Annotated in this window: 16 protein-coding genes, 5 tRNA genes and 2 rRNA genes; 8 read left to right on the forward strand and 15 right to left on the reverse strand. The window is 54.2% G+C overall.

What is annotated here, in order from left to right; genetic code table 11:
• Nucleotides 1–142 precede the first annotated feature (142 nt).
• The 4 genes from CCASEI_RS12020 to ramA form a co-directional block, all read right to left on the reverse strand.
• A 23S ribosomal RNA gene (locus CCASEI_RS12020) occupies nucleotides 143–3217 on the reverse strand.
• A 538-nt stretch (nucleotides 3218–3755) separates the two neighbouring features.
• Nucleotides 3756–5278, reverse strand: a 16S ribosomal RNA gene (locus tag CCASEI_RS12025).
• Together the 16S and 23S rRNA genes form the textbook arrangement of a ribosomal RNA operon.
• A gap of 637 nt (nucleotides 5279–5915) precedes the next feature.
• Nucleotides 5916–7184: a UDP-N-acetylglucosamine 1-carboxyvinyltransferase gene (gene murA, locus CCASEI_RS12030; protein WP_025388097.1), complete on the reverse strand. Its 1269-nt coding sequence runs from the start codon at nucleotides 7182–7184 to the stop codon at nucleotides 5916–5918.
• Between the two features lie 11 nt (nucleotides 7185–7195).
• Nucleotides 7196–8035 carry an acetate metabolism transcriptional regulator RamA gene (gene ramA, locus CCASEI_RS12035; RefSeq protein WP_006823120.1) on the reverse strand — a complete coding sequence of 280 codons (840 nt, stop codon included), beginning with the start codon at nucleotides 8033–8035 and terminating at the stop codon, nucleotides 7196–7198.
• Nucleotides 8036–8331: 296 nt separating this feature from the next.
• On the opposite strand from ramA, the gene cysK reads away from it, so the two are divergent.
• Both cysK and epsC read left to right on the forward strand, forming a co-directional pair.
• Nucleotides 8332–9267, forward strand: coding sequence for a cysteine synthase A (cysK, locus tag CCASEI_RS12040; RefSeq protein WP_025388098.1), 936 nt, complete (start codon nucleotides 8332–8334; stop codon nucleotides 9265–9267).
• Between the two features lie 121 nt (nucleotides 9268–9388).
• Nucleotides 9389–9961, forward strand: a complete 573-nt coding sequence (epsC, locus tag CCASEI_RS12045; protein WP_006823122.1) for a serine O-acetyltransferase EpsC — start codon at nucleotides 9389–9391, stop codon at nucleotides 9959–9961.
• Nucleotides 9962–10089: 128 nt separating this feature from the next.
• On the opposite strand, the gene CCASEI_RS12050 is transcribed toward epsC, so the two are convergent.
• The 5 genes from CCASEI_RS12050 to CCASEI_RS12070 all read right to left on the reverse strand — a co-directional run bounded on the left by CCASEI_RS12050 (nucleotide 10090) and on the right by CCASEI_RS12070 (nucleotide 13246).
• Complete coding sequence (locus CCASEI_RS12050) at nucleotides 10090–10410, reverse strand: GNAT family N-acetyltransferase (RefSeq protein WP_025388100.1); 321 nt, start codon at nucleotides 10408–10410, stop codon at nucleotides 10090–10092.
• A 50-nt stretch (nucleotides 10411–10460) separates the two neighbouring features.
• Nucleotides 10461–10745, reverse strand: coding sequence for a GNAT family N-acetyltransferase (locus CCASEI_RS12055; RefSeq protein ID WP_025388101.1), 285 nt, complete (start codon nucleotides 10743–10745; stop codon nucleotides 10461–10463).
• Nucleotides 10746–10811: 66 nt separating this feature from the next.
• A tRNA-Phe gene (locus CCASEI_RS12060) sits at nucleotides 10812–10884 on the reverse strand.
• 24 nt (nucleotides 10885–10908) lie between these two features.
• Nucleotides 10909–10982 (reverse strand) — tRNA-Asp (locus tag CCASEI_RS12065).
• 197 nt (nucleotides 10983–11179) lie between these two features.
• Nucleotides 11180–13246 (reverse strand): vWA domain-containing protein, encoded by a 2067-nt coding sequence (locus CCASEI_RS12070; protein ID WP_025388102.1) that lies wholly within the window; start codon nucleotides 13244–13246, stop codon nucleotides 11180–11182.
• 244 nt (nucleotides 13247–13490) lie between these two features.
• Here CCASEI_RS12070 and CCASEI_RS12075 point away from each other — a divergent pair, with 244 nt between their 5' ends.
• Entirely contained in the window at nucleotides 13491–14675 is a 1185-nt protein-coding gene (locus CCASEI_RS12075) for an IS1249 family transposase (RefSeq protein WP_025388103.1), read from the forward strand.
• A 140-nt stretch (nucleotides 14676–14815) separates the two neighbouring features.
• On the opposite strand, the gene CCASEI_RS12080 is transcribed toward CCASEI_RS12075, so the two are convergent.
• Together CCASEI_RS12080 and CCASEI_RS12085 are read right to left on the reverse strand one after the other, a co-directional pair.
• A tRNA-Asp gene (locus CCASEI_RS12080) sits at nucleotides 14816–14889 on the reverse strand.
• A gap of 23 nt (nucleotides 14890–14912) precedes the next feature.
• Nucleotides 14913–14985 (reverse strand) — tRNA-Glu (locus CCASEI_RS12085).
• A gap of 87 nt (nucleotides 14986–15072) precedes the next feature.
• Between CCASEI_RS12085 and CCASEI_RS12090 the strand changes: the two genes are divergently transcribed.
• From CCASEI_RS12090 to CCASEI_RS12110, 5 genes are all read left to right on the forward strand, one after another.
• Nucleotides 15073–15405, forward strand: coding sequence for a metal-sensitive transcriptional regulator (locus CCASEI_RS12090; protein ID WP_006823126.1), 333 nt, complete (start codon nucleotides 15073–15075; stop codon nucleotides 15403–15405).
• Between the two features lie 87 nt (nucleotides 15406–15492).
• Nucleotides 15493–16020, forward strand: coding sequence for a methylated-DNA--[protein]-cysteine S-methyltransferase (locus CCASEI_RS12095; protein WP_025388104.1), 528 nt, complete (start codon nucleotides 15493–15495; stop codon nucleotides 16018–16020).
• Between the two features lie 21 nt (nucleotides 16021–16041).
• Nucleotides 16042–16545, forward strand: a complete 504-nt coding sequence (locus CCASEI_RS12100) for an RNA polymerase sigma factor (protein ID WP_025388105.1) — start codon at nucleotides 16042–16044, stop codon at nucleotides 16543–16545.
• Nucleotides 16532–17128 carry a methylated-DNA--[protein]-cysteine S-methyltransferase gene (locus CCASEI_RS12105; protein WP_404825255.1) on the forward strand — a complete coding sequence of 199 codons (597 nt, stop codon included), beginning with the start codon at nucleotides 16532–16534 and terminating at the stop codon, nucleotides 17126–17128. Before CCASEI_RS12100 ends, CCASEI_RS12105 begins: the two co-directional genes overlap by 14 nt.
• On the forward strand, nucleotides 17125–17748 hold the full coding sequence (locus tag CCASEI_RS12110; protein ID WP_038574740.1) for a DNA-3-methyladenine glycosylase I: 624 nt from the start codon (nucleotides 17125–17127) through the stop codon (nucleotides 17746–17748). The genes CCASEI_RS12105 and CCASEI_RS12110 overlap by 4 nt, the downstream gene beginning before the upstream one ends.
• A 28-nt stretch (nucleotides 17749–17776) precedes the next feature.
• Here the strand turns inward: CCASEI_RS12110 and CCASEI_RS12115 are convergent, their stop codons facing one another.
• From CCASEI_RS12115 to CCASEI_RS12130, 4 genes are all read right to left on the reverse strand, one after another.
• Nucleotides 17777–18244, reverse strand: a complete 468-nt coding sequence (locus CCASEI_RS12115) for an SgcJ/EcaC family oxidoreductase (protein WP_025388108.1) — start codon at nucleotides 18242–18244, stop codon at nucleotides 17777–17779.
• Between the two features lie 13 nt (nucleotides 18245–18257).
• The gene (locus tag CCASEI_RS12120) at nucleotides 18258–18647 is read right to left on the reverse strand and encodes a hypothetical protein (RefSeq protein ID WP_225868403.1); all 390 of its coding nucleotides are present in this window, start codon (nucleotides 18645–18647) and stop codon (nucleotides 18258–18260) included.
• Between the two features lie 116 nt (nucleotides 18648–18763).
• Nucleotides 18764–19900 carry a cytochrome P450 gene (locus CCASEI_RS12125; RefSeq protein WP_025388110.1) on the reverse strand — a complete coding sequence of 379 codons (1137 nt, stop codon included), beginning with the start codon at nucleotides 19898–19900 and terminating at the stop codon, nucleotides 18764–18766.
• 105 nt (nucleotides 19901–20005) lie between these two features.
• Nucleotides 20006–20078, reverse strand: a tRNA-Lys gene (locus CCASEI_RS12130).
• Nucleotides 20079–20140 lie beyond the last annotated feature (62 nt).

The raw sequence follows: 20140 nt of genomic DNA on the forward strand, positions 1-20140 counted from the left end.
GCTATGGGTGTTGTGTCAGATACTGCATAGTGGACGCGGTGCACGGCAAAGACCAAGTAGTCTTTATGTGTTCTTATTTTTTTGAGTATTTTCTCGTTACGATTGCGAAACCAAACCAGCCACAGCGTGACTTATGTGTTTGGTGTGTTTGTTTGTTGGTGTATTAGTACCAGTAGCCTTAGCATTTTACAATGCGTACAGGTCTGGCCTATCAACCCTATAGTCTGTAGGGAACCTCAACAGAAACCTCATCTTAAAACAGGCTTCCCGCTTAGATGCTTTCAGCGGTTATCCCTTCCGTACGTAGCCAACCAGCAATGCTCCTGGCGGAACAACTGGCACACCAGAGGTACGTCCGTCCCGGTCCTCTCGTACTAGGGACAGCCTTCTTCAAGTTTCAACGCGCGCGGCGGATAGAGACCGAACTGTCTCACGACGTTCTGAACCCAGCTCGCGTGCCGCTTTAATGGGCGAACAGCCCAACCCTTGGGACCTACTCCAGCCCCAGGATGCGACGAGCCGACATCGAGGTGCCAAACCATCCCGTCGATATGGACTCTTGGGGAAGATCAGCCTGTTATCCCCGGGGTACCTTTTATCCGTTGAGCGACACCACTTCCACAAGTAGGTGCCGGATCACTAGTCCCGACTTTCGTCCCTGCTCGACCTGTCAGTCTCACAGTCAAGCTCCCTTGTGCACTTACACTCACCACCTGATTGCCAACCAGGCTGAGGGAACCTTTGGGCGCCTCCGTTACATTTTAGGAGGCAACCGCCCCAGTTAAACTACCCACCAGGCACTGTCCCCAACCCAGATCATGGGCCAAGGTTCAGGTATCCAATCCGATCAGAGTGGTATTTCAACAACGACTCCACCACAACTAGCGTTGCAGCTTCACAGTCTCCCACCTATCCTACACAAACCGAACCGAACACCAATACCAAGCTATAGTGAAGGTCCCGGGGTCTTTTCGTCCTGCCGCGCGTAACGAGCATCTTTACTCGTAGTGCAATTTCACCGGGCCTGTGGTTGAGACAGCAGAGAAGTCGTTACGCCATTCGTGCAGGTCGGAACTTACCCGACAAGGAATTTCGCTACCTTAGGATGGTTATAGTTACCACCGCCGTTTACTGGGGCTTAAATTCTCAGCTTCGAAACCCGAAAGTCTCTAACCGGTCCTCTTAACCTTCCAGCACCGGGCAGGCGTCAGTCCATATACCTCAACTTAACGTCTTCGCATGGACCTGTGTTTTTGATAAACAGTCGCTTCCCTCTATTCTCTGCGACCCACCCAAGCTCACATAGCAAGTATGCTCACTTTGGTAGGTCCCCCTTCTTCCGAAGTTACGGGGGCATTTTGCCGAATTCCTTAACCACAGTTCACCCGAACGCCTTAGTATTTTCAACCTGACTACCTGTGTCGGTTTAGGGTACGGGCCATATACACACATCGCTAGAGGCTTTTCTCGACAGTACAGGATCACCAACTTCACCAATAAAGGCTACGCATCACGCCTAAGCACATTGAGCGACGGATTTACCTATCACTCGGCTTGCACGCTTACACCAACAATCCAATAAGTGGCATGGCTACCTCCCTGTGTCACCCCATCGCTTGGACCACATTTCAGGCCCCACGCACGCACACCATCAAACATCCCGAAGGACAAATCAACAGTGCTTGTGGGTGGTTAGTATCAATGCTTTACCACGGGCGCGCATATACGGGTACCAGAATATCAACTGGTTGTCCATCGACTACGCCTGTCGGCCTCGCCTTAGGTCCCGACTCACCCTGGGAAGACGAACTTGACCCAGGAACCCTTAGTCATCCGGCGGAACAGATTCTCACTGTTCAATTCGTTACTCATGCCTGCATTCTCACTCGCACACAGTCCACGCCTCCTCACGGTAACGCTTCAACCCATGCACGACGCTCCCCTACCCAAATATCAAAAGTATTTGCCGCGGCTTCGGCGGTGTGCTTGAGCCCCACTACATTGTCGGCGCAAAACCACTCGACCAGTGAGCTATTACGCACTCTTTCAAGGATGGCTGCTTCTAAGCCAACCTCCTGGCTGTCTTCGCGATCTTACATCCTTTTCCACTTAGCACACCCTTAGGGGCCTTAACCGGCGATCTGGGCTGTTTCCCTCTCGACTATGAAGCTTATCCCCCACAGTCTCACTGCCGTAGAACACATTGATGGCATTCGGAGTTTGGCTGATGTTGCTAAGATGATAGTCCCGCTCAACCAACCAGTAGCTCTACCTCCACCAAGCTACTACGACGCTGCACCTAAATGCATTTCGGGGAGAACCAGCTATCACGGAGTTTGATTGGCCTTTCACCCCTACCCACAACTCATCCCCGCAGTTTTCAACCTACGTGGGTTCGCGCCTCCACGACGTCTTACCATCGCTTCACACTGGCCATGGGTAGATCACCCCGCTTCGGGTCCAGAACATGCCACTAAACACCCTAGTTAGGATTCGGTTTCCCTACGGCTACCCCACACGGGTTAACCTCGCGACATGCCGCTGACTCGCAGGCTCATTCTTCAAAAGGCACGCCATCACCCAACAAAAGAGGCTCTGACGGATTGTAGACACATGGTTTCAGGAACTATTTCACTCCCCTCCCGGGGTACTTTTCACCATTCCCTCACGGTACTCATACACTATCGGTCACACTGAGTATTTAGGCTTACCGGGTGGTCCCGGCAGATTCACAGCAGATTCCACGAGCCCGCTGCTACTCGGGCACCACAACACACACAGCATACTATCTTCACCTACAGGGCTCTCACCTTCTACGGCCGGGCATTCCAACCCACTTCACCTAACAACACACTGCGCGCTTTGTACTGGTAGATACAAAAAATCATGGCCCCACAACACCGCATGCACAACCCCTACCAGGTATCACATACACACGGTTTAGCCTCATCCACGTTCGCTCGCCGCTACTAGCAGAATCATTATTATTTTCTCCTCCTGCAGGTACTAAGATGTTTCACTTCCCCACGTATAACCCCCACACCAGCTATGAATTCACTAGTGGGTACCTACCCATAACGATAGGTGGGTTTCCCCATTCGGACATCCTCGGATCAACGCTCAATTGACAACTCCCCGAGGCTTAACGCAGCCTTACACGTCCTTCATCGGCCCAGCATACCAAGGCATCCACCATGCGCCCTTAAATAACGAACACACACCCCACAACCAACAACCACCAAAAGATGACCACCAGCCATGGGGGTGAACAACCGTAACTAAAAAAATACTAAACACACACCAACACCAACACTCGAAAGCATCAGCATTGATATGCCGTTCTCACAAAAAAATAAGAAATTACACACACCACACAAACCAACAAGGATAAACCCCACAAGCTCATGTGATGGATGCTCGCGTCCACTATACAGTTCTCACACAACACCCCACACCACCATCAACAACCACAGTGTCAACCACTCGTGTATGTCTCAAATCTGGTGTGAGCACCAGGACCAACCCACAAAAATGGATTGTTGTCCCAGACACCCAACAGTGTGCCAACGCAATAATCTAGAAAAAGATTGTCCGTGTATGTGTTTAAAAAGATTCTGTTACCGGTCTCTTCGACCAGCGGTGTGTTTCCACTCCGATTCAACAAGTGGCATGACCACACTCGGGTCATCAACCACCAACCCAACAAACCTCAAGAAACTACTCAAGATGCGGGTTATAAAAAATAAGCTCCTTAGAAAGGAGGTGATCCAGCCGCACCTTCCGGTACGGCTACCTTGTTACGACTTCGTCCCAATCGCCGATCCCACCTTCGACAGCTCCCTAACAAGTTTAGGCCACTGGCTTCGGGTGTTACCAACTTTCATGACGTGACGGGCGGTGTGTACAAGGCCCGGGAACGTATTCACCGCAGCGTTGCTGATCTGCGATTACTAGCGACTCCGACTTCATGGGGTCGAGTTGCAGACCCCAATCCGAACTAAGGCCGACTTTCAGGGATTCGCTTCACCTCACGATGTCGCTGCCCATTGTATCGACCATTGTAGCATGTGTGAAGCCCTGGACATAAGGGGCATGATGATTTGACGTCATCCCCACCTTCCTCCGAGTTAACCCCGGCAGTCTCTCATGAGTTCCCACCATAACGTGCTGGCAACATAAGACAAGGGTTGCGCTCGTTGCGGGACTTAACCCAACATCTCACGACACGAGCTGACGACAACCATGCACCACCTGTATACCGACCACAAGGGAAAGACTATCTCTAGCCCGATCCGGTACATGTCAAGCCCAGGTAAGGTTCTTCGCGTTGCATCGAATTAATCCACATGCTCCGCCGCTTGTGCGGGCCCCCGTCAATTCCTTTGAGTTTTAGCCTTGCGGCCGTACTCCCCAGGCGGGGCGCTTAATGCGTTAGCTACGGCACAGAAGACGTGGAAGCCCCCTACACCTAGCGCCCACCGTTTACGGCATGGACTACCAGGGTATCTAATCCTGTTCGCTACCCATGCTTTCGCTCCTCAGCGTCAGTTACTGCCCAGAGACCTGCCTTCGCCATCGGTGTTCCTCCTGATATCTGCGCATTTCACCGCTACACCAGGAATTCCAGTCTCCCCTACAGCACTCAAGTTATGCCCGTATCGCCTGCACGCCCGAAGTTAAGCCCCGGGATTTCACAGACGACGCGACAAACCACCTACGAGCTCTTTACGCCCAGTAATTCCGGACAACGCTTGCACCCTACGTATTACCGCGGCTGCTGGCACGTAGTTAGCCGGTGCTTCTTATCTACCTACCGTCACCACAAGTGGCTTCGTCGATAGCGAAAGGAGTTTACAACCCGAAGGCCTTCATCCCCCACGCGGCGTCGCTGCATCAGGCTTGCGCCCATTGTGCAATATTCCCCACTGCTGCCTCCCGTAGGAGTCTGGGCCGTATCTCAGTCCCAATGTGTCCGTACACCCTCTCAGGCCGGATACCCGTCGCCGCCTTGGTAGGCCATTACCCCACCAACAAGCTGATAGGCCGCAGGCTCATCCCACACCGCAAAAGCTTTCCACCACAACATCCAAGAAGTGGTCATATTCGGTATTAGACCCAGTTTCCCAAGCTTATCCCAAAGTGCAGGGCAGATCACCCACGTGTTACTCACCCGTTCGCCACTCGAGTACCCCAGCAAGCTGAGGCCTTTCCGTTCGACTTGCATGTGTTAAGCACGCCGCCAGCGTTCATCCTGAGCCAGGATCAAACTCTCCACAAAAAATGCGTATAGCATCTAGGCGAGAAAGCCTAAACCAAGCAAAAAAAGACAAACAACACACACAAAGCGCTTAAACCAAATGTGTGAAGCTGACCAAAAATTACTACATAAAGAAATCAACAAACCCAACCAGAACAAACCAATTGAGTAAGGTAAAAAGTGTTTATCCTGTATCACTACAGACAACAATTACATCGATATTCAATATGCACCGTTAAAATATTTAACTATTTTCAATGACACCCCATTAACGACAAGTGACATCCGGTACACACCAACAACCAAACACCCAAAAGAGTATCTAGCCCAACATAATCCTCATCCACACAACACAGACAAAAATATAATATCTAGTACATTGGCACACTATTGAGTTCTCAGACAACAACCACACCACTTCTCATAACCCACATCAACGATGCGTCACAAGATAAGTGAATGGAAAGTCAAAAATCTATTTTGATTGTCAACGGCTGTTTTCCTACCGCCATTCTCACCAGAACTTCAAGCTCTGTGCGGGGCGTTGTCGGTCTCGCTGACTCACATAAAGTTACACGCCACCCACACCCTTGACAAATCCCCAGCACAAACCACATAAATGCGATTCATACTGGGGACTGTTTTGGGCCATTTGAAGTTAATAGACCGTTTCTTCCTGTCCGCGCTCGATTGTGGCGCCAAGAGCTTGCAGGTTTTCCACGAAGTTCGGGTAGCCACGGTCAATGTGGAAGACATCATGAACGGTGGTCTGCTCATCAGCGCACAGTGCGGTGAGGACAAGTCCTGCTCCAGCGCGGATATCGGAAGACCACACGTGCGTAGAAGACAGCTTCTCTTGCCCACGGATGACTACGTGGTGTCCATCGACTTGTGCATCGGCACCAAGGCGCAGCATCTCATCAACAAAGCGGAAGCGGGATTCAAAGACGTTCTCTGTGATGACCGCGGTTCCCTCCGCTACTGCGGACAGTCCAATCGCCATGGGCTGCAAGTCAGTTGGGAATCCTGGGAAAGGAAGCGTCTGGTAGTCCACTGACTGTGGACGTCCATTCATCCGAACCCGGAAACCGTTCTCATAGGTTTCGATGTCAGCACCTGCTGAACGCAGCTTCGCCAAAGGAAGATGGAGGTGGCGCGGTGCGATGCCGCTAACGGTGATATCACCTTGGGTCATCGCGGCAGCATATGCCCATGTGCCGGCAACAATGCGATCACCGATGACCTCATGGTTGGTCGGCTGTAGCTTTTCGACACCATTAATAGTGATGGTGGACGTGCCTGCGCCGGAAATATCCGCACCCATTTCCAAAAGCATGTTGCACAGGTCAACAATCTCTGGCTCGCGGGCGGCGTTGTCGAGGACCGTGGTGCCATCGGCAAGCACTGCGGCTGTCAAAATGTTCTCTGTCGCACCTACCGATGGGAAATCCAGCTTAATTTTTGCGCCAGTAAGCTGCGAAGCCTCAGTAACCACCGCACCGTGCTCGATGCGAGTCTTTGCCCCCAACTTTTCCAGACCCGACTGGTGCATATCCAGCGGACGGGAGCCAATAGCGTCACCGCCTGGAAGCGCGACGCGGGCCTCACCACAGCGCGCGGTCAACGGACCAAGCACACACACAGAGGCGCGGAACTGGCGAACCGCATCAAAATCAGCATCATTGCTGGGCATCGCAGGAGTATCAATAGTGACAGTCGTGCCGTCTATAACAACAGAACAGCCCAGGCCCTCAAGCACCTTCTTCATCAAAGGCACATCGAGGATCTCTGGGCAGTTAGTTAACGTTGTAGATCCTTCAGCGAGCAATGCGGCAGCCATAAGTTTAAGAACAGAGTTCTTTGCGCCGTCTACTTTCACTGCGCCTTGTAGGCGCGCTCCGCCGGAAACAATAAATAGATCTTTCACGCCTCGCTATCTTACGGCAAAGCACCAATCCGGCGCGCAGCGTTGACAGCTTCATAGCGAGTATGGGCGCCTAGCTTACGCATCACCGAGCGCAAGTAAGACTTCACGGTCTCCGCGCCGATGCCCATTTCCTCTGCCGCTTCCACGTTAGTGTGCCCCAAGGCGACGCAGCTTAAGACATCCAACTCACGCGCAGACAACTTGGTGGACTGCTTAACGCGAACCGGGGAAACCATCTGATCGCAGAGTGCTTCAAGTTCTTTGCGCAAGGAATCATCTTCTACACGGTTAGCCAGCATGCGCAGCTTGGAGTGCGTGGAGCGAACCTGCTCCCACTCCGCACCGTTCATGACGTGGCCACGGCCAGCGCCAGCCTTGTTGCCATCCATGCGACGCAGAGCGGAGTTAACCGCTAAGTCCTGCTCCAGGCTGCGAGCGGTCATGGTGACTTCTTCAATCACCTTGTCGCCCAGCCGCACTGGCGAATGAACACCGACGTAAATGACGCCACGGATTTCGCGCTGAACGATGACAGGAACCGCGACAATAGAATGCAGACCTTCATCCTGGATGAAACGGTCATTTTCATGCGAGATGGTGTTCGCACGAACATAATCAGAAACACCAACAGCACGGCGGGTAGACACTACGCGGCCACCAACGCCAACACCCGGTTCGATGATGAGATTCTGAAGAGCCGGAGTACGCAAACCAACCCACTGAGTAATCTGCAGCCGATTATCCGGCAACAGAGTTCCGTACATGGTGACCGGAATGCCAGTTGCAGTCTTCAGAGAAGACAGCGCGGTACGGACGGCTTCATCGTCGTCTTTGATCCGATGCGAGTCCATTAACCCAAACTCCTTATAACCCTTTGAATCGGGGGTATTTCAACACGTTTATCCACAGTTTAACCGTTATTCGGGGGTAATCCTAACCCAATCCCTTACGGAATCTCTAATCAGACTCACAACGACTTCCATAAAAGCAGGGACACCCAATCAGGTGCCCCCACTTACTGCAACAACGCAATGCCGACCCGGCATTCTTCACCTTTCGGTCTAGAATAAATATACCGTGCGGTCTAGTGGCGTGGTGTACACTGGCCTACAGCAACAAAAAATCTAACTAAAAGGAGGCCATGACCATGGCTAAGATTTATGACTCAATCCTCGAAACCATCGGTGGCACCCCACTGGTTCGTCTCAACAACTTGACCAAGGACATCGACGCAGAGGTGCTGGTGAAGGTTGAGTCCTTCAACCCAGCAAACTCCGTCAAGGACCGCATTGGTAAGGCAATCATCGACGCTGCTGAGGCATCCGGAGAGTTGAAGCCAGGCGGCACCATCGTTGAGGCAACCTCCGGCAACACCGGTATTGCACTTGCACTGGTTGGCGCTGCTCGCGGTTACAAGGTCATCTTGACCATGCCTGAGACCATGTCCGCTGAGCGCCGCGTTCTGCTGCGCGCATACGGTGCAGAAATCGTTCTGACCCCAGGCGCTGCTGGAATGCAGGGTGCTGTGGACAAGGCCAATGAAGTTCTGGCTCAGCAGGAAAACGCTGTTCTGGCTCGTCAGTTCTCCAACGAGGCAAACGCACAGGTTCATTATGAGACCACCGGCCCAGAGCTTTGGGAAGACTCCGGCGAGAAGATTGACGCTTTCGTAGCTGGCGTCGGCACCGGCGGCACCATCACCGGTTCCGGCCGTTACCTGAAGGAAAAGAACGCTGACGTTCGCCTGATTGCTGTTGAGCCAGCTGACTCCCCGGTTCTGACCGAGGGCAAGGCTGGCCCACACAAGATTCAGGGCCTGGGCGCTAACTTCATCCCTGAGGTTCTTGACCGCGAGCTGCTCGATGAGGTTGTTACCGCAACCAACGAAGAGTCAATCGCTACCGCTCGCAAGCTGGCTACCGATGAAGGCCTGCTGGTTGGTATCTCCTCCGGCGCCAACATCTCCGCTGCGCTAAAGGTTGCTGCTCGTGATGAGTTCAAGGGCAAGACCATCGTTGTTGTTGCACCTGACTTTGGTGAGCGCTACGTCTCCACCGTCCTGTTCGAGGACATTCGCGACTAATTCTTTCGCGCACGCGGTGGCACTTTAATTCACTGCGTCACTCCCGGCTATCCAACTTTATTGGGTGGCCGGGAGTTTTTATTTGGTGGCGACTTAGAGGTTAAACGGTAGGATTTCGCATATGAACCCTTTGACTATCAGTTCTCGGATTCGGGAAGACCTTAAAAATGCCCGCGAGCATGACCCTGCTGCTCGCAGCGACGTTGAAAACGCTGTCGTTTATTCCGGTCTTCACGCCATCTGGCTTCACCGCATTTGCCACTGGATGTGGAAGCGCAACATCAAGGGACCGGCACGCATTTTAGCCCAGTTCAACCGCTTCCTCACGGGCATTGAAATCCACCCTGGTGCGACTATTGGCCGCCGCTTCTTTATTGACCACGGCATGGGCATCGTTATTGGTGAAACCGCCGAAATTGGTGACGGTGTCATGCTGTACCACGGCGTCACGCTGGGTGGCCAGGTGCTTACGCAAACTAAGCGCCACCCAACTTTGAAGGACAACGTTGTTGTCGGCGCCGGCGCAAAGGTCTTGGGCCCCATCACTATCGGTGAAGGCTCCGCTGTTGGCGCCAACGCGGTAGTGACGAAGGATGTGCCAGATAACCACACCGCTACCGGTATTCCAGCGAAGAACCGACCTCGCAAGAAAGAAGAGCAGATCAAGCTGGTTGACCCGGATTACTTCATCTAGTCCACAGCAGCAGTAATTGGCGCCTACAGTCAGCCGCCAGCAATGCCAGTGGGGCCGCAGCACACTCTAAGTGCCGCGGCCCCACTTTCTATTTGTCTCAAGTGCAAACCACATGGGGTTTGCACTCTCTAGCTGCCTTCTACATCAGAAGCTTTAACGAGGATGTCCTTGTACTCACCCGTGGTACGTACGAATTTGCGTACTGCAGGGCAGGTAGCAATGACTTTGACGCCATCTTCCCGGGAGGCATCCAACGCGCCAGCAATCAAAGGCTTTGAAAGACCATGGCCTTGGAAGGCTTCATCAACGACGGTGTGGTTGAAATCGCGCACGCCCTCCGCAGCAAGCACGTAGTGCGCTGCGCCAGCTTCTTTCCCATCAACTTTGAGAACGTACTTGGTGTTCTCAGCGTCGTGGACAATCTCGTTGTTTTTGTCTTCGGTGCTCATTCTTCATCCTTGCCAAGGCATCTAGGCCGTAGCTTCGAGTACGCAGATGCTTAGCGACGAATCAGGTCTTCGTATTCTGGGTTCTTGGACACGAAGTGCTGTACTGCTGAGCAGGATGCAACAGCCTTAAGGCCGGCTTCGCGGGTCTCATCCAAGGCTGTCTTAATCAAAGGTGAGGACAGACCCTTGCCGCGGAAATCAGGGTTGATAACCGTGTGGTTGAAATCGCGAACATCATCAGATGGGGTGACGTAATCGGCGTGGCCTGCGGTTTCACCATCTACTGTGATGACGAAACGCTTACGGTCAGTGTTATGAGTTACTTCTTGTGACATGTGAGTCATTCTACACCCGAGACGCAACAAAGCTCCTAATGTTTTCACACTAGGAGCTTTACGTTGTGGCCAGAGCCAGGATCGAACTGGCGACCCCACACTTTTCAGGCGTGTGCTCTACCGACTGAGCTATCTGGCCAAAGATTGCCGCAAGGCAATCTTGCGACCCTGACGGGACTTGAACCCGCGACCTCCGCCGTGACAGGGCGGCGCGCTAACCAACTGCGCCACAGGGCCATATTTAATTAACTGTGCCCTTAGGCACGATAGGTTACTTTACAGAACGCGCGTCATTCAATACAAATCAGCAGTTCAAGCACCAGTTTACCTCACCTCAACCCGGGCTTCTACCCTGGTAGCTTTCGCTTACCGGGGAGAAGCCCGCATTGAGATGCCCGGAAGAAACAAGCAAGAGACCAACCAGCGGTCATGGCCTATTGCTTGTTGCGCATCCGCATCACGATGACCGCGATTGCGGCTAGAAGACCTAGCACCAAGATGCCAACCGCACCCCAGATGGCGCCATTAAATCCACCGCCGCCGGACTCTCCTTCCGCCGCCGCATTGGAGGTATCTGTATCAGTGGCTTCCTCCGACTCCGTAGCGGTCTCCTCTGCTTCAGAAGATGCCGCTTCAAAGGTCGGTGGGGTATCCGAAGACTCTGGTCCCGGCTCATAGGTTGGACGCCAGTCACTGCCCTCATCCACGGGACGAGTTACATCAACCGCGAGCTCATACTCCTGGTCAATGTTTCTGAGGCTTTCTTCATCCCACGGCACCGACAGCGACACAGCAATGAAGTGATCACCGGCAATGGACATGCGATCTCCTCCTGCGTTCGCGTTTCTGTTGTTGTAACGCAGCGGGCGGTCCGACATCAGGTGAGAAACGTCAGTGTCATTTGAAGTGTGCTGAGAATTGTAAGTATCTTCCACGACCGATTTCACTGGATTGACCAGCTGGAGAGACAACCACGCGGAGTCGATGTTCTCATTCAGGCGATTACGAATGGCCATCTCCGGAACCTGGCCCCATTCGACGGGGATCTTGTAGTAGTGGGTTTCACCGGCCACGATGGAGTTCTTAATGGTTCCTGGCTCAATCTCGGGTGCGTCATTAAAGCTGGTGCCATTTTCAACACCTTGAGCCTCACCAAACTTCACATCGGGAGACTCCTGAGCTAAAGATCCAAAGTCGCCTTCTAGTTGAATAACATTTTCCGGCGGTACAGGCTCGTAGTAGATGTTGACTTCTACGCCGAGCTCTTCACCGACTAATTCACCATCCGTTCCCGCGGTGAAAGTGTGCCCGACAATCCACTCCTCCATGTCGCAATTGCCCACTTCTTCACCGTCGATGAAAGATGTCATCGGTTCAGTTGGGAAGAGATTTCTCATGTCGACGTTTCCCCGCCAGACCGTCATCGACTCATCTGCCCGGCAGTCCGAACCGTCCATGTGATTAGACACCTCAGCGGCATTCACTCGAACGCTGCCATCACTTCCTGAGGCTACGGATCCGGTTGCGTCACGCTGCGGGATACCGGTTACTGAAATCATCGCATTGTGGCCCTCAGGAACAGCAACTCGGAAGTAGTTGACCTCGGATTCAGTACCGGAGACAGTGACATGAGTTTGGTATTGACCTTCATCGAGCCATTTGGCGTCGTCGATGTTGTCGGCGTATTCAAATTCGGTGCCGGCCATTTCGTAGCCGACGGCGTCGCGCTGGACCAGGAACTCGAGCTGGTTGCCGAGTTCCTCGGCGTTCTCGGCTTCAACGTAGATGCCACCGGAGATCTCAGAGATGCACTCCAGCTCAGCCTGGGCAGCTTCATCGGCCTTGAAACCCACGGTGTGGATCGCGAGGTCCAAACCGTCGCCGGCGAGTTCTTCTGCAACCTCACAGACAGGCGGCGGCGCGCAGGTGTCAATGCCGTCAGAGACCAAGATGATGGAGCGCTCCCCCTCGCTGCCAAGCTCATCGGCAGCCGCGCGCAAAGCATTGCCCATCGGGGTGTAGCCCTGCGCCTCCAAGGCATCAATCTCACCCTTGAGTTCTTCTTTGTCAATGCGCTCAACCGGGGCCAGGACATCAATATCCTGACATCCTCTTTCACGATTGTCCGGCGCGTTGGACTCAGAGGCGCCATAGACAAGCATGCCCATCACGGCCGTCTCCGGCAGGGAATCCACCAGCTGATTAGCTGCCTGCTTCGCAGCATCCAGACGCGTTCCCCCATCAACGTCCTGCGCCATCATGGAATCTGAAGCATCCATGATCAGCGCGGCACGGGAGTCACCACCATCGGAGCTTTCAGAGCTGTCCGAATCAGCTGGTTCATCTTCGGTATCACTCGCAGAAGACTCCGACTCTGCTACTTCATCGCTGGTAGATGCGCTTTGGGCTAACGCTGGCCACGCCGTCCAGGTGATAACAAACATGATTGTTACCAACAGGGCAAGGAATTGAGTGGCGGTCCTCAGAGGCAATTTCACCATGCCGGGTGCTCCTTCCAATACGAGATAGCCACCCGGGAATAGGCGACCCTAGGGTGCCAGAGTATTGAGGAAAGGTTAACGTTGGGTTAAGTAAAGAAAAGTGTGTCTGAATTAGCTTACTTCTGCCAGCTCAACAACTGTTTTTAGCCGGTTAATAGGTCTCCAAGAGCTATTAACCGGCCTTTTGCGTTCAATACCGAGATCCCGTGAAAAATGTGCTAACCGGTTCTGGTTTGATTTTCCGGTGAGTACAAACAGACCAAGATGCCCCATCTGTACAGGGCTAATGAAGAAAAACGGATACACACAAGCCGGCACCCAACGCTGGCGATGCACACAAGGCTGCCGCGGATCCTCAGTAAGAAACAGCCAACAAGCCAGCAAAGACGCCGCAACCTTCCGACTGTTCTACACCTGGATCACCACGGGTCGTTCCCTCAACAGCCTCGCACAAGAACACAACACCACCCGCCAAACCCTGCACGCACGCATGAAATGGTGCTGGCTGATACAACCTAACGTAGAAATCGACCACAATAGGGTCTATGACCAGCTATTTATCGACGGCACCTACCTCAACAAACAGTGCCTGCTCATCGCCGCAAGCCTCGACCACGTCGTCGCATGGCTGTGGTGCGATAAAGAATCCACCACCAACTACATCAAACTCATCTCCCAACTACAGCCCCCACTGATCATCACCCTCGACGGCGGGACCGGAGCCTTATCAGCAATCCAAAAATGCTGGCCCACCAGCCACATTCAACGCTGCACCGTCCACGTTCAACGCCATATCAGACGCCAAACCACCTCCAGGCCACGCACAGAAGCAGGCAAAGCCATCTACGCACTAGCCCTGTCGCTGACCAAAGTAGAAACCCCCGACGACGCCTACCAATGGACTACAAACCTGCTGGCCACCCACGAGTTTTACAAACCCACACTCGCTAAGAAAACCTTTTATAAACGCGGTCAACACCCCAGCGGGAAAACCTGGGACTGGACACACAAACGAGACCGCACAGCCATGAATTCGCTAAACAACCTCAACAGCAAAAAATGGCTATTTACCTGGATAGAACCACCCGAAGGATTCATTGGAACACCAAAATCCACCACCAACAGCCTTGAAGGTGGCATCAACTCACCGCTCAAACTCCTCGCCAGAAACCACCGCGGAATGAGCAAAGAACACCAACGCACCGCCATCGATTGGTGGCTCGCATCAAAAACGCAGCTGCCTGCCGAGCCCGTAAAGACCGCCAGGCAGCAACGCTGGGGTAAAGACGCACTCGCCAAAGTCAACGCCTTACTCGAAGCGGAATCACCCACACCACCAGAAATCGGTGGCCCAAGCGGATACGACACCGCAATCGATACCACCTACCAGCACTCTATGGGAATACAGAAAGGATGGCTAGGTAGATAACACAATGTCCGCCGGCAACACACCGACAGACACACTTTTCTTTACTTAACCCTTGGTGAAACAAATCAGAACAGCTTGGCAACAGGGGCCATGGATCGCAAAAAGCGCCAGCTTTCGCTGACGCTTCTTACTTCACAATGCGACCCTGACGGGACTTGAACCCGCGACCTCCGCCGTGACAGGGCGGCGCGCTAACCAACTGCGCCACAGGGCCAATTTGCTGTGGAATTACTTCCGTACCCCCAACGGGATTCGAACCCGTGCCGCCGCCGTGAAAGGGCGGTGTCCTAGGCCGCTAGACGATGGGGGCCTGTCGCTCTTGGCGACTTCCAAAAATATACTTGAAGTAGACTGGTAAACAAAATCGCACCCCCCTTAGTCAAAGAAAGGGCAGGTCATGACCGAAAAATCAAGCACTTGCAGTTGCCACGAACCTGGGCAACATGGATACAACTCTGATGAGGAATCGAAGAAGAAATACCTCGCTCGCCTCAAGCGCATTGAGGGCCAAACCCGTGGAATTCATCGCATGGTTGATGAGGATCAGTATTGCATTGACATCATCACCCAGATTTCAGCGGTGAAGTCTGCGCTAGAGAATGTCTCCCTGGCGTTATTAGAAGACCACATTGCGCATTGCGTTGCCGGTGCTTCGAAGGAGGACGGCACTGTCGATCAGGAGATGCTCGATGAGGCCATGCGAGCGATTAAAAAATTGTTAAAGAGCTAATCTCACGTTTTAGCTCGCTCAAACGTCTACTAGGTGAAACTATTAGCAAGTCCCTTAAACCAGGAGATTAAACCAGGAGGTAGCACGATGCCGAATGTGCGACACGGAACGATTAAGACCGTGCTCGGTGAGCTCACCCTGGTTGCTGCTCGTGATCAGGATGGTGACGGCCTGGCCGCGATCTATTTTCCCGGCCATTGGTATCTTCCGGAGCAGTCCTCATTCGGCACGGCTGTCGATGCCTCCGTGGATGAGCTCTTCCAGACCGTCAAGGCGCAGCTTGATGAATACTTCGATGGGCAGCGCACGCAGTTCACCATCCCACTTGCTCCACAAGGAAATGAGTTCTCCCAGAAAGTGTGGGCGATGCTGCAGGATATTCCCTTTGGGCAGACCATGACTTATGGCGACATCGCCGAGCGCATGGGCAACAAACACCTACCGCAGCGCGTGGGTCAGGTGGTGGGACGCAACCCTATTAGCATGATCATTCCGTGCCACCGCGTTATCGGTTCGGATGGTTCGCTGACCGGTTATGCCGGCGGCTTAGAGCGTAAGCGTTTCCTTCTGGAATTAGAAGAGCCAGCCGAAGTCACCGAATCCCGGCTATTTTAGGCCAACTGCGTTGATCCCCTGATGAATCTTCCTTTTGAGCAGTCCGTGGAGCTCCACGGCACCACCGTGTTGCGGGTTTGCCGCGCGATTCTTGGCCCGGGCACAGACGCCGATGACGCTTGGTCCGAGACCTTCCTCGCAGCAATGAAAGCCTGGCCCGAACTGGATGACAGCACCAACGTGGAAGCCTGGCTGGTGCGCGTCTCACACCACAAAGCTGTTGATATCACCCGCCAGCAAGCCCGGCGCGCGCGTGTTAACTCCTCGGTTCCGCCGGAGGAGTTGACGCACTATGAGGGCGAGGGAGCATCGGTAAGCAATGGCGAAGCTAGCCTGGTGGACTGCGACCTGTGGGCGCTGGTGGAGGCCTTGCCAATACGGCAACGCGAAGCGATTGCTTATCACTTTCTCGGGGGCCTCAGCCACGCCGAGACTGCGGCGCTAACCGGCTCCAACCCTGATGCAGTGCGGCGGGCAGCCGCCGACGGCATGAAGAAACTACGAAAGATCTATGACGATGAATGACAACTCGCGTTTCCCCATCGAGCCCGGCGCGACCGATGCCTTGCACGCGCGGCTCGCGGCGAATGCGCAGCGCTTAGGCCTGCTGGATGTGGCCTATCGCTTTGTTGATACACCTGTTGGCCCCTTGCTGTTAGCCGCGACCGAAACCGGTCTGGTGCGCGTGGCTTTTGAAAGCGAAGATTTTGATGCCGTTCTGACAACCCTGGCGGCGAAGCTGGGCCCGCGCATCCTGCTCGCCCCACGACGCTTGGACAACGTGGCGGTGCAACTAGATGAGTATTTCGCCGGCACGCGCCGCGGCTTTGAGGTGCCTGTGGATTATGCGTTGTCGTCGGGTTTTAGGCGGACTGTCCAGCAGTATCTTCCGCTGATTGAATACGGGCACACGCGCTCCTACAAGGAAGTAGCAGCGTCCGTGGGCAACCCGAATGCGGTGCGCGCGGTGGGCACGGCGTGTGCCACCAACCCGCTTCCCGTGGTAATTCCCTGCCACCGGGTTTTGCGCAGCGACGGCTCTCTTGGCGGATACTTGGGCGGGTTGGAAGCAAAGAGCACTCTTTTGGAATTGGAGCACGCAGCATGAGCGATGAAGCACAAACGAGCAGCGACGGAGTTGTCATCGGTGAGGATGGCCTAGCACGCCCGCAGTGGGCAAGCAGCGACCTGCTCATGCGCGAGTATTACGACACCGAATGGGGCATGCCGGTACGCGATGAGCAGGGCCTGTTTGAGCGCCTGAGCTTAGAAGCATTTCAAGCCGGGCTGTCCTGGGCGACCATCTTGCGCAAGCGCCCCGCCTTCCGTGCGGCTTTCGCCGACTTCAATCCTGACAAGGTCGCGCTCTTTAACGATGCTGATGTGCAGCGTCTGATGAATGATGCCGGCATTGTGCGTAATCAACGCAAGATTCTAGCCACCATCAACAACGCACACGCCACCATCAAGCTGCGGGACAAGGGCGGGCTGGCTGATTTCATTTGGTCTTTCCAACCGGATGAGACCCCACAGCCGCGCACCATCGCGGAGATCCCCACCAAGTCTGCTGAATCCCTGGCGCTGTCCAAAGCCCTGCGCAAGGAGGGCTTCAACTTCGTTGGCCCCACCACCATGTATGCGTTGATGGAAGCAGTCGGCATTGTGGACACACACCTGCTGGATTCGCATCGCCGTGGCTCATCCGGGGTGTGGCCAGCTAAAGCGTAGCTGCATCTATTGCGCAGCTAGCTGGACTTTAGGCATCCGGCTCGTTGCCGTAGTGCGTAGCTTCCAAGCCACTGCTCGCGGCAATGTGGGTTTCGGCGCCGTTGATGCGGTCGGTGTTTTGTGCTGCTACTGCAAGCCACCCGCCGTTATCTTGGCGCTGCACGGTGAAACTAATAACCCCACGGCGCTTGCCTGCCTCACGGTTGTCATGTGATTCCTGGCCCGTCATTGACCACGCCGCGTGGACCACCGCGACATCTGGTCCCAGCTCACGCACAGACGTGCGGCCGAGTCTCATTTCCGAGTTTCGGAAGATCTTCCGGAAGCCATAAGCATGGGCTTGGCGAATATGTTCGCGGTCATGCCACCACAGGCCAACGACGTTGACGAAATCCGCGTCCTCGATAAATAGCCCCGCGAGTGCTTCCGCGTCATTTGCATTCCAGGCTTGCGCAAAGCCTTCTGCCACATCAAGGGGCGATTGACAGATACTCATGTCCGATTGCTCCTTAAGCTCGCACATGCGCCAGAACAAGGCCCACGGGGATGCTGAAAATCATGATGATAAGCGCTGCGATGAGCAACCAGCGGCCGATGACTGCCGCACTGCTCGCAGTACCATCAGCAGCACCTTTCCACTGCAGCGCAATCCACAGCAAGTACGCCAGTGGGATGAGAAGAACGATTCCACCGACATCCACCAGTAGTGGCAAAGACAGCAGCGAGCCAACGATGACCGCGGCATTGCCCAGGTTCCACCCAATCAACAGTGCCCAACCGCCACGGCCTGCTAACCAGTGCGCGATGAACTGCCCCACCAAATACACCGGGACGCCTGCCACGAGCACGAGATAGGCTGCGAGCCAGCTGCCTTTTTCAATGCCCAGCGGTGAAGTCACTGCTGCGACCGCTCCGCCAAGAAGTACAAAGACGCCCCGATAATCATCAACCACTGCTGCAACAACGCCTGTGAAACATTAGCCCCAGTCTCGTAGCTCATCGTGCCGTCACTTCCTCAAATCGTCTTTGCCATAGGGTTTTGTTCTCCACCTGTTTTACGCCGAACCAGCCGCGCAGGTGATCTTTCCCAGCCTCCATTGGCACTGCGCACGCCCTCGAGTTTCGCACCGGCTTCAGTCACCGCAACTACTTCGCAGCGAGCGAGTGCCTCAGTCCAAAAGGCTCGCAATTCCGCCATAGATAGTGCTTTTCCTGGACAACAGTGCGGCCCAGTCCCCCACACTAGGTTGTCCTTCGCATGCCCTTGGGGGTCAAAGCCTTCAAAGACCTTCGGGTCGCGGTTAGCACCAGTCCAATGAATGTGTACGCGAGTGCCCTGCGGAATATGAGTTTGCCCGATATCGACTGGGCACGTGGTCACACGCCGATTGCTGACGAAAGGATTATCGATTCGCAAGATTTCATCAGCGATGGCTTCAAACTCACGCTGACCCCCATGCTCGCCTGGCTTCAAGATGACTCGCACTCTGTCCTGCAGTTCAGGCGCGTTCGCGAAAGCCACTGCAATAACTTCAATGCACCTAGCCATCGAACCTAAATCACCTGCCGTCCAGTTGCGCAGGATGGAAACAACTTCCTCATGCGAGAGTCCATGCCCAGTTGCAAGCAGATGGGTTTCTGACCCAACAGGGGCCTCTGCTACAGCGATGCGGATGATGGCATCGAATTCTCCTGCCACTCTCTTGGTCCATTGCCTGTCCCCGCTCACGCGAGCGCGGTCATTGTCTTGAATCCAATCCAAGAAACGCTGCGTGAGATGCTCCGGCCACTGCAACCAGCCCTGCATAGCGAGCACTGCATACAACCGAGCTAAAGCACCTATGTCAGTGACAGCACCATCGGAGAGCGCATCGCCCACAACTTGGTCCGCGGCTGCGTGAAACTGCGGCACAAACGTCTCTACTCGCCCTGGCGCTAAGTAACTATCGACGAGCGCTCGTGCCTCGGCGTGCGCTTTTCCATCGAGCCCGTTCGGGATTTGCAGATGCGCTGAAACGCGGGAAGAAAACCGCCCAGGATCATTTCCTGCCGCAACAGCTTCAGCGTGAGCAACAATGACAAATTCGTCGCCCTGGGGAACAATTGCTCGACCTTCAAGATGGGCTTTATCGGCAAACTCTCTCGGATACACACCCCAAATCTTATCATTAAACGAAAAAAGCCGTGTTTAATGATGGAGGAAGAGAAGACATAAAGAAAAACACCGCTGAACTGTATCAGCGGTGCTTTTCTTTTGTGGGCCCTGCGGGGCTCGAACCCGCGACCTGCGGATTAAAAGTCCGTAGCTCTACCAACTGAGCTAAAGGCCCAACGGCTGTCTATCTTAATGCCACCGGCAACAAATCTGAAAACCGGGTACCCGATTGCGCAA

It is taken from the genome of Corynebacterium casei LMG S-19264, from assembly GCF_000550785.1.
GTDB classification, from domain to species: Bacteria; Actinomycetota; Actinomycetes; order Mycobacteriales; family Mycobacteriaceae; genus Corynebacterium; species Corynebacterium casei.

Excerpts from the sequence above, each read along its gene's own strand:
- cysK (WP_025388098.1), top strand. The coding sequence starts at position 8,332 with ATGGCTAAGATTTATGACTCAATCCTCGAAACCATCGGTGGCACCCCA.
- CCASEI_RS12105 (WP_404825255.1), top strand. The coding sequence starts at position 16,532 with ATGACGATGAATGACAACTCGCGTTTCCCCATCGAGCCCGGCGCGACC.
- CCASEI_RS12090 (WP_006823126.1), top strand. The coding sequence starts at position 15,073 with ATGACCGAAAAATCAAGCACTTGCAGTTGCCACGAACCTGGGCAACAT.
- CCASEI_RS12100 (WP_025388105.1), top strand. The coding sequence starts at position 16,042 with ATGAATCTTCCTTTTGAGCAGTCCGTGGAGCTCCACGGCACCACCGTG.
- epsC (WP_006823122.1), top strand. The coding sequence starts at position 9,389 with ATGAACCCTTTGACTATCAGTTCTCGGATTCGGGAAGACCTTAAAAAT.
- CCASEI_RS12050 (WP_025388100.1), bottom strand. The coding sequence starts at position 10,410 with ATGAGCACCGAAGACAAAAACAACGAGATTGTCCACGACGCTGAGAAC.
- CCASEI_RS12110 (WP_038574740.1), top strand. The coding sequence starts at position 17,125 with ATGAGCGATGAAGCACAAACGAGCAGCGACGGAGTTGTCATCGGTGAG.
- ramA (WP_006823120.1), bottom strand. The coding sequence starts at position 8,035 with ATGGACTCGCATCGGATCAAAGACGACGATGAAGCCGTCCGTACCGCG.
- CCASEI_RS12095 (WP_025388104.1), top strand. The coding sequence starts at position 15,493 with ATGCCGAATGTGCGACACGGAACGATTAAGACCGTGCTCGGTGAGCTC.
- CCASEI_RS12115 (WP_025388108.1), bottom strand. The coding sequence starts at position 18,244 with ATGAGTATCTGTCAATCGCCCCTTGATGTGGCAGAAGGCTTTGCGCAA.
- CCASEI_RS12070 (WP_025388102.1), bottom strand. The coding sequence starts at position 13,246 with ATGGTGAAATTGCCTCTGAGGACCGCCACTCAATTCCTTGCCCTGTTG.
- CCASEI_RS12055 (WP_025388101.1), bottom strand. The coding sequence starts at position 10,745 with ATGTCACAAGAAGTAACTCATAACACTGACCGTAAGCGTTTCGTCATC.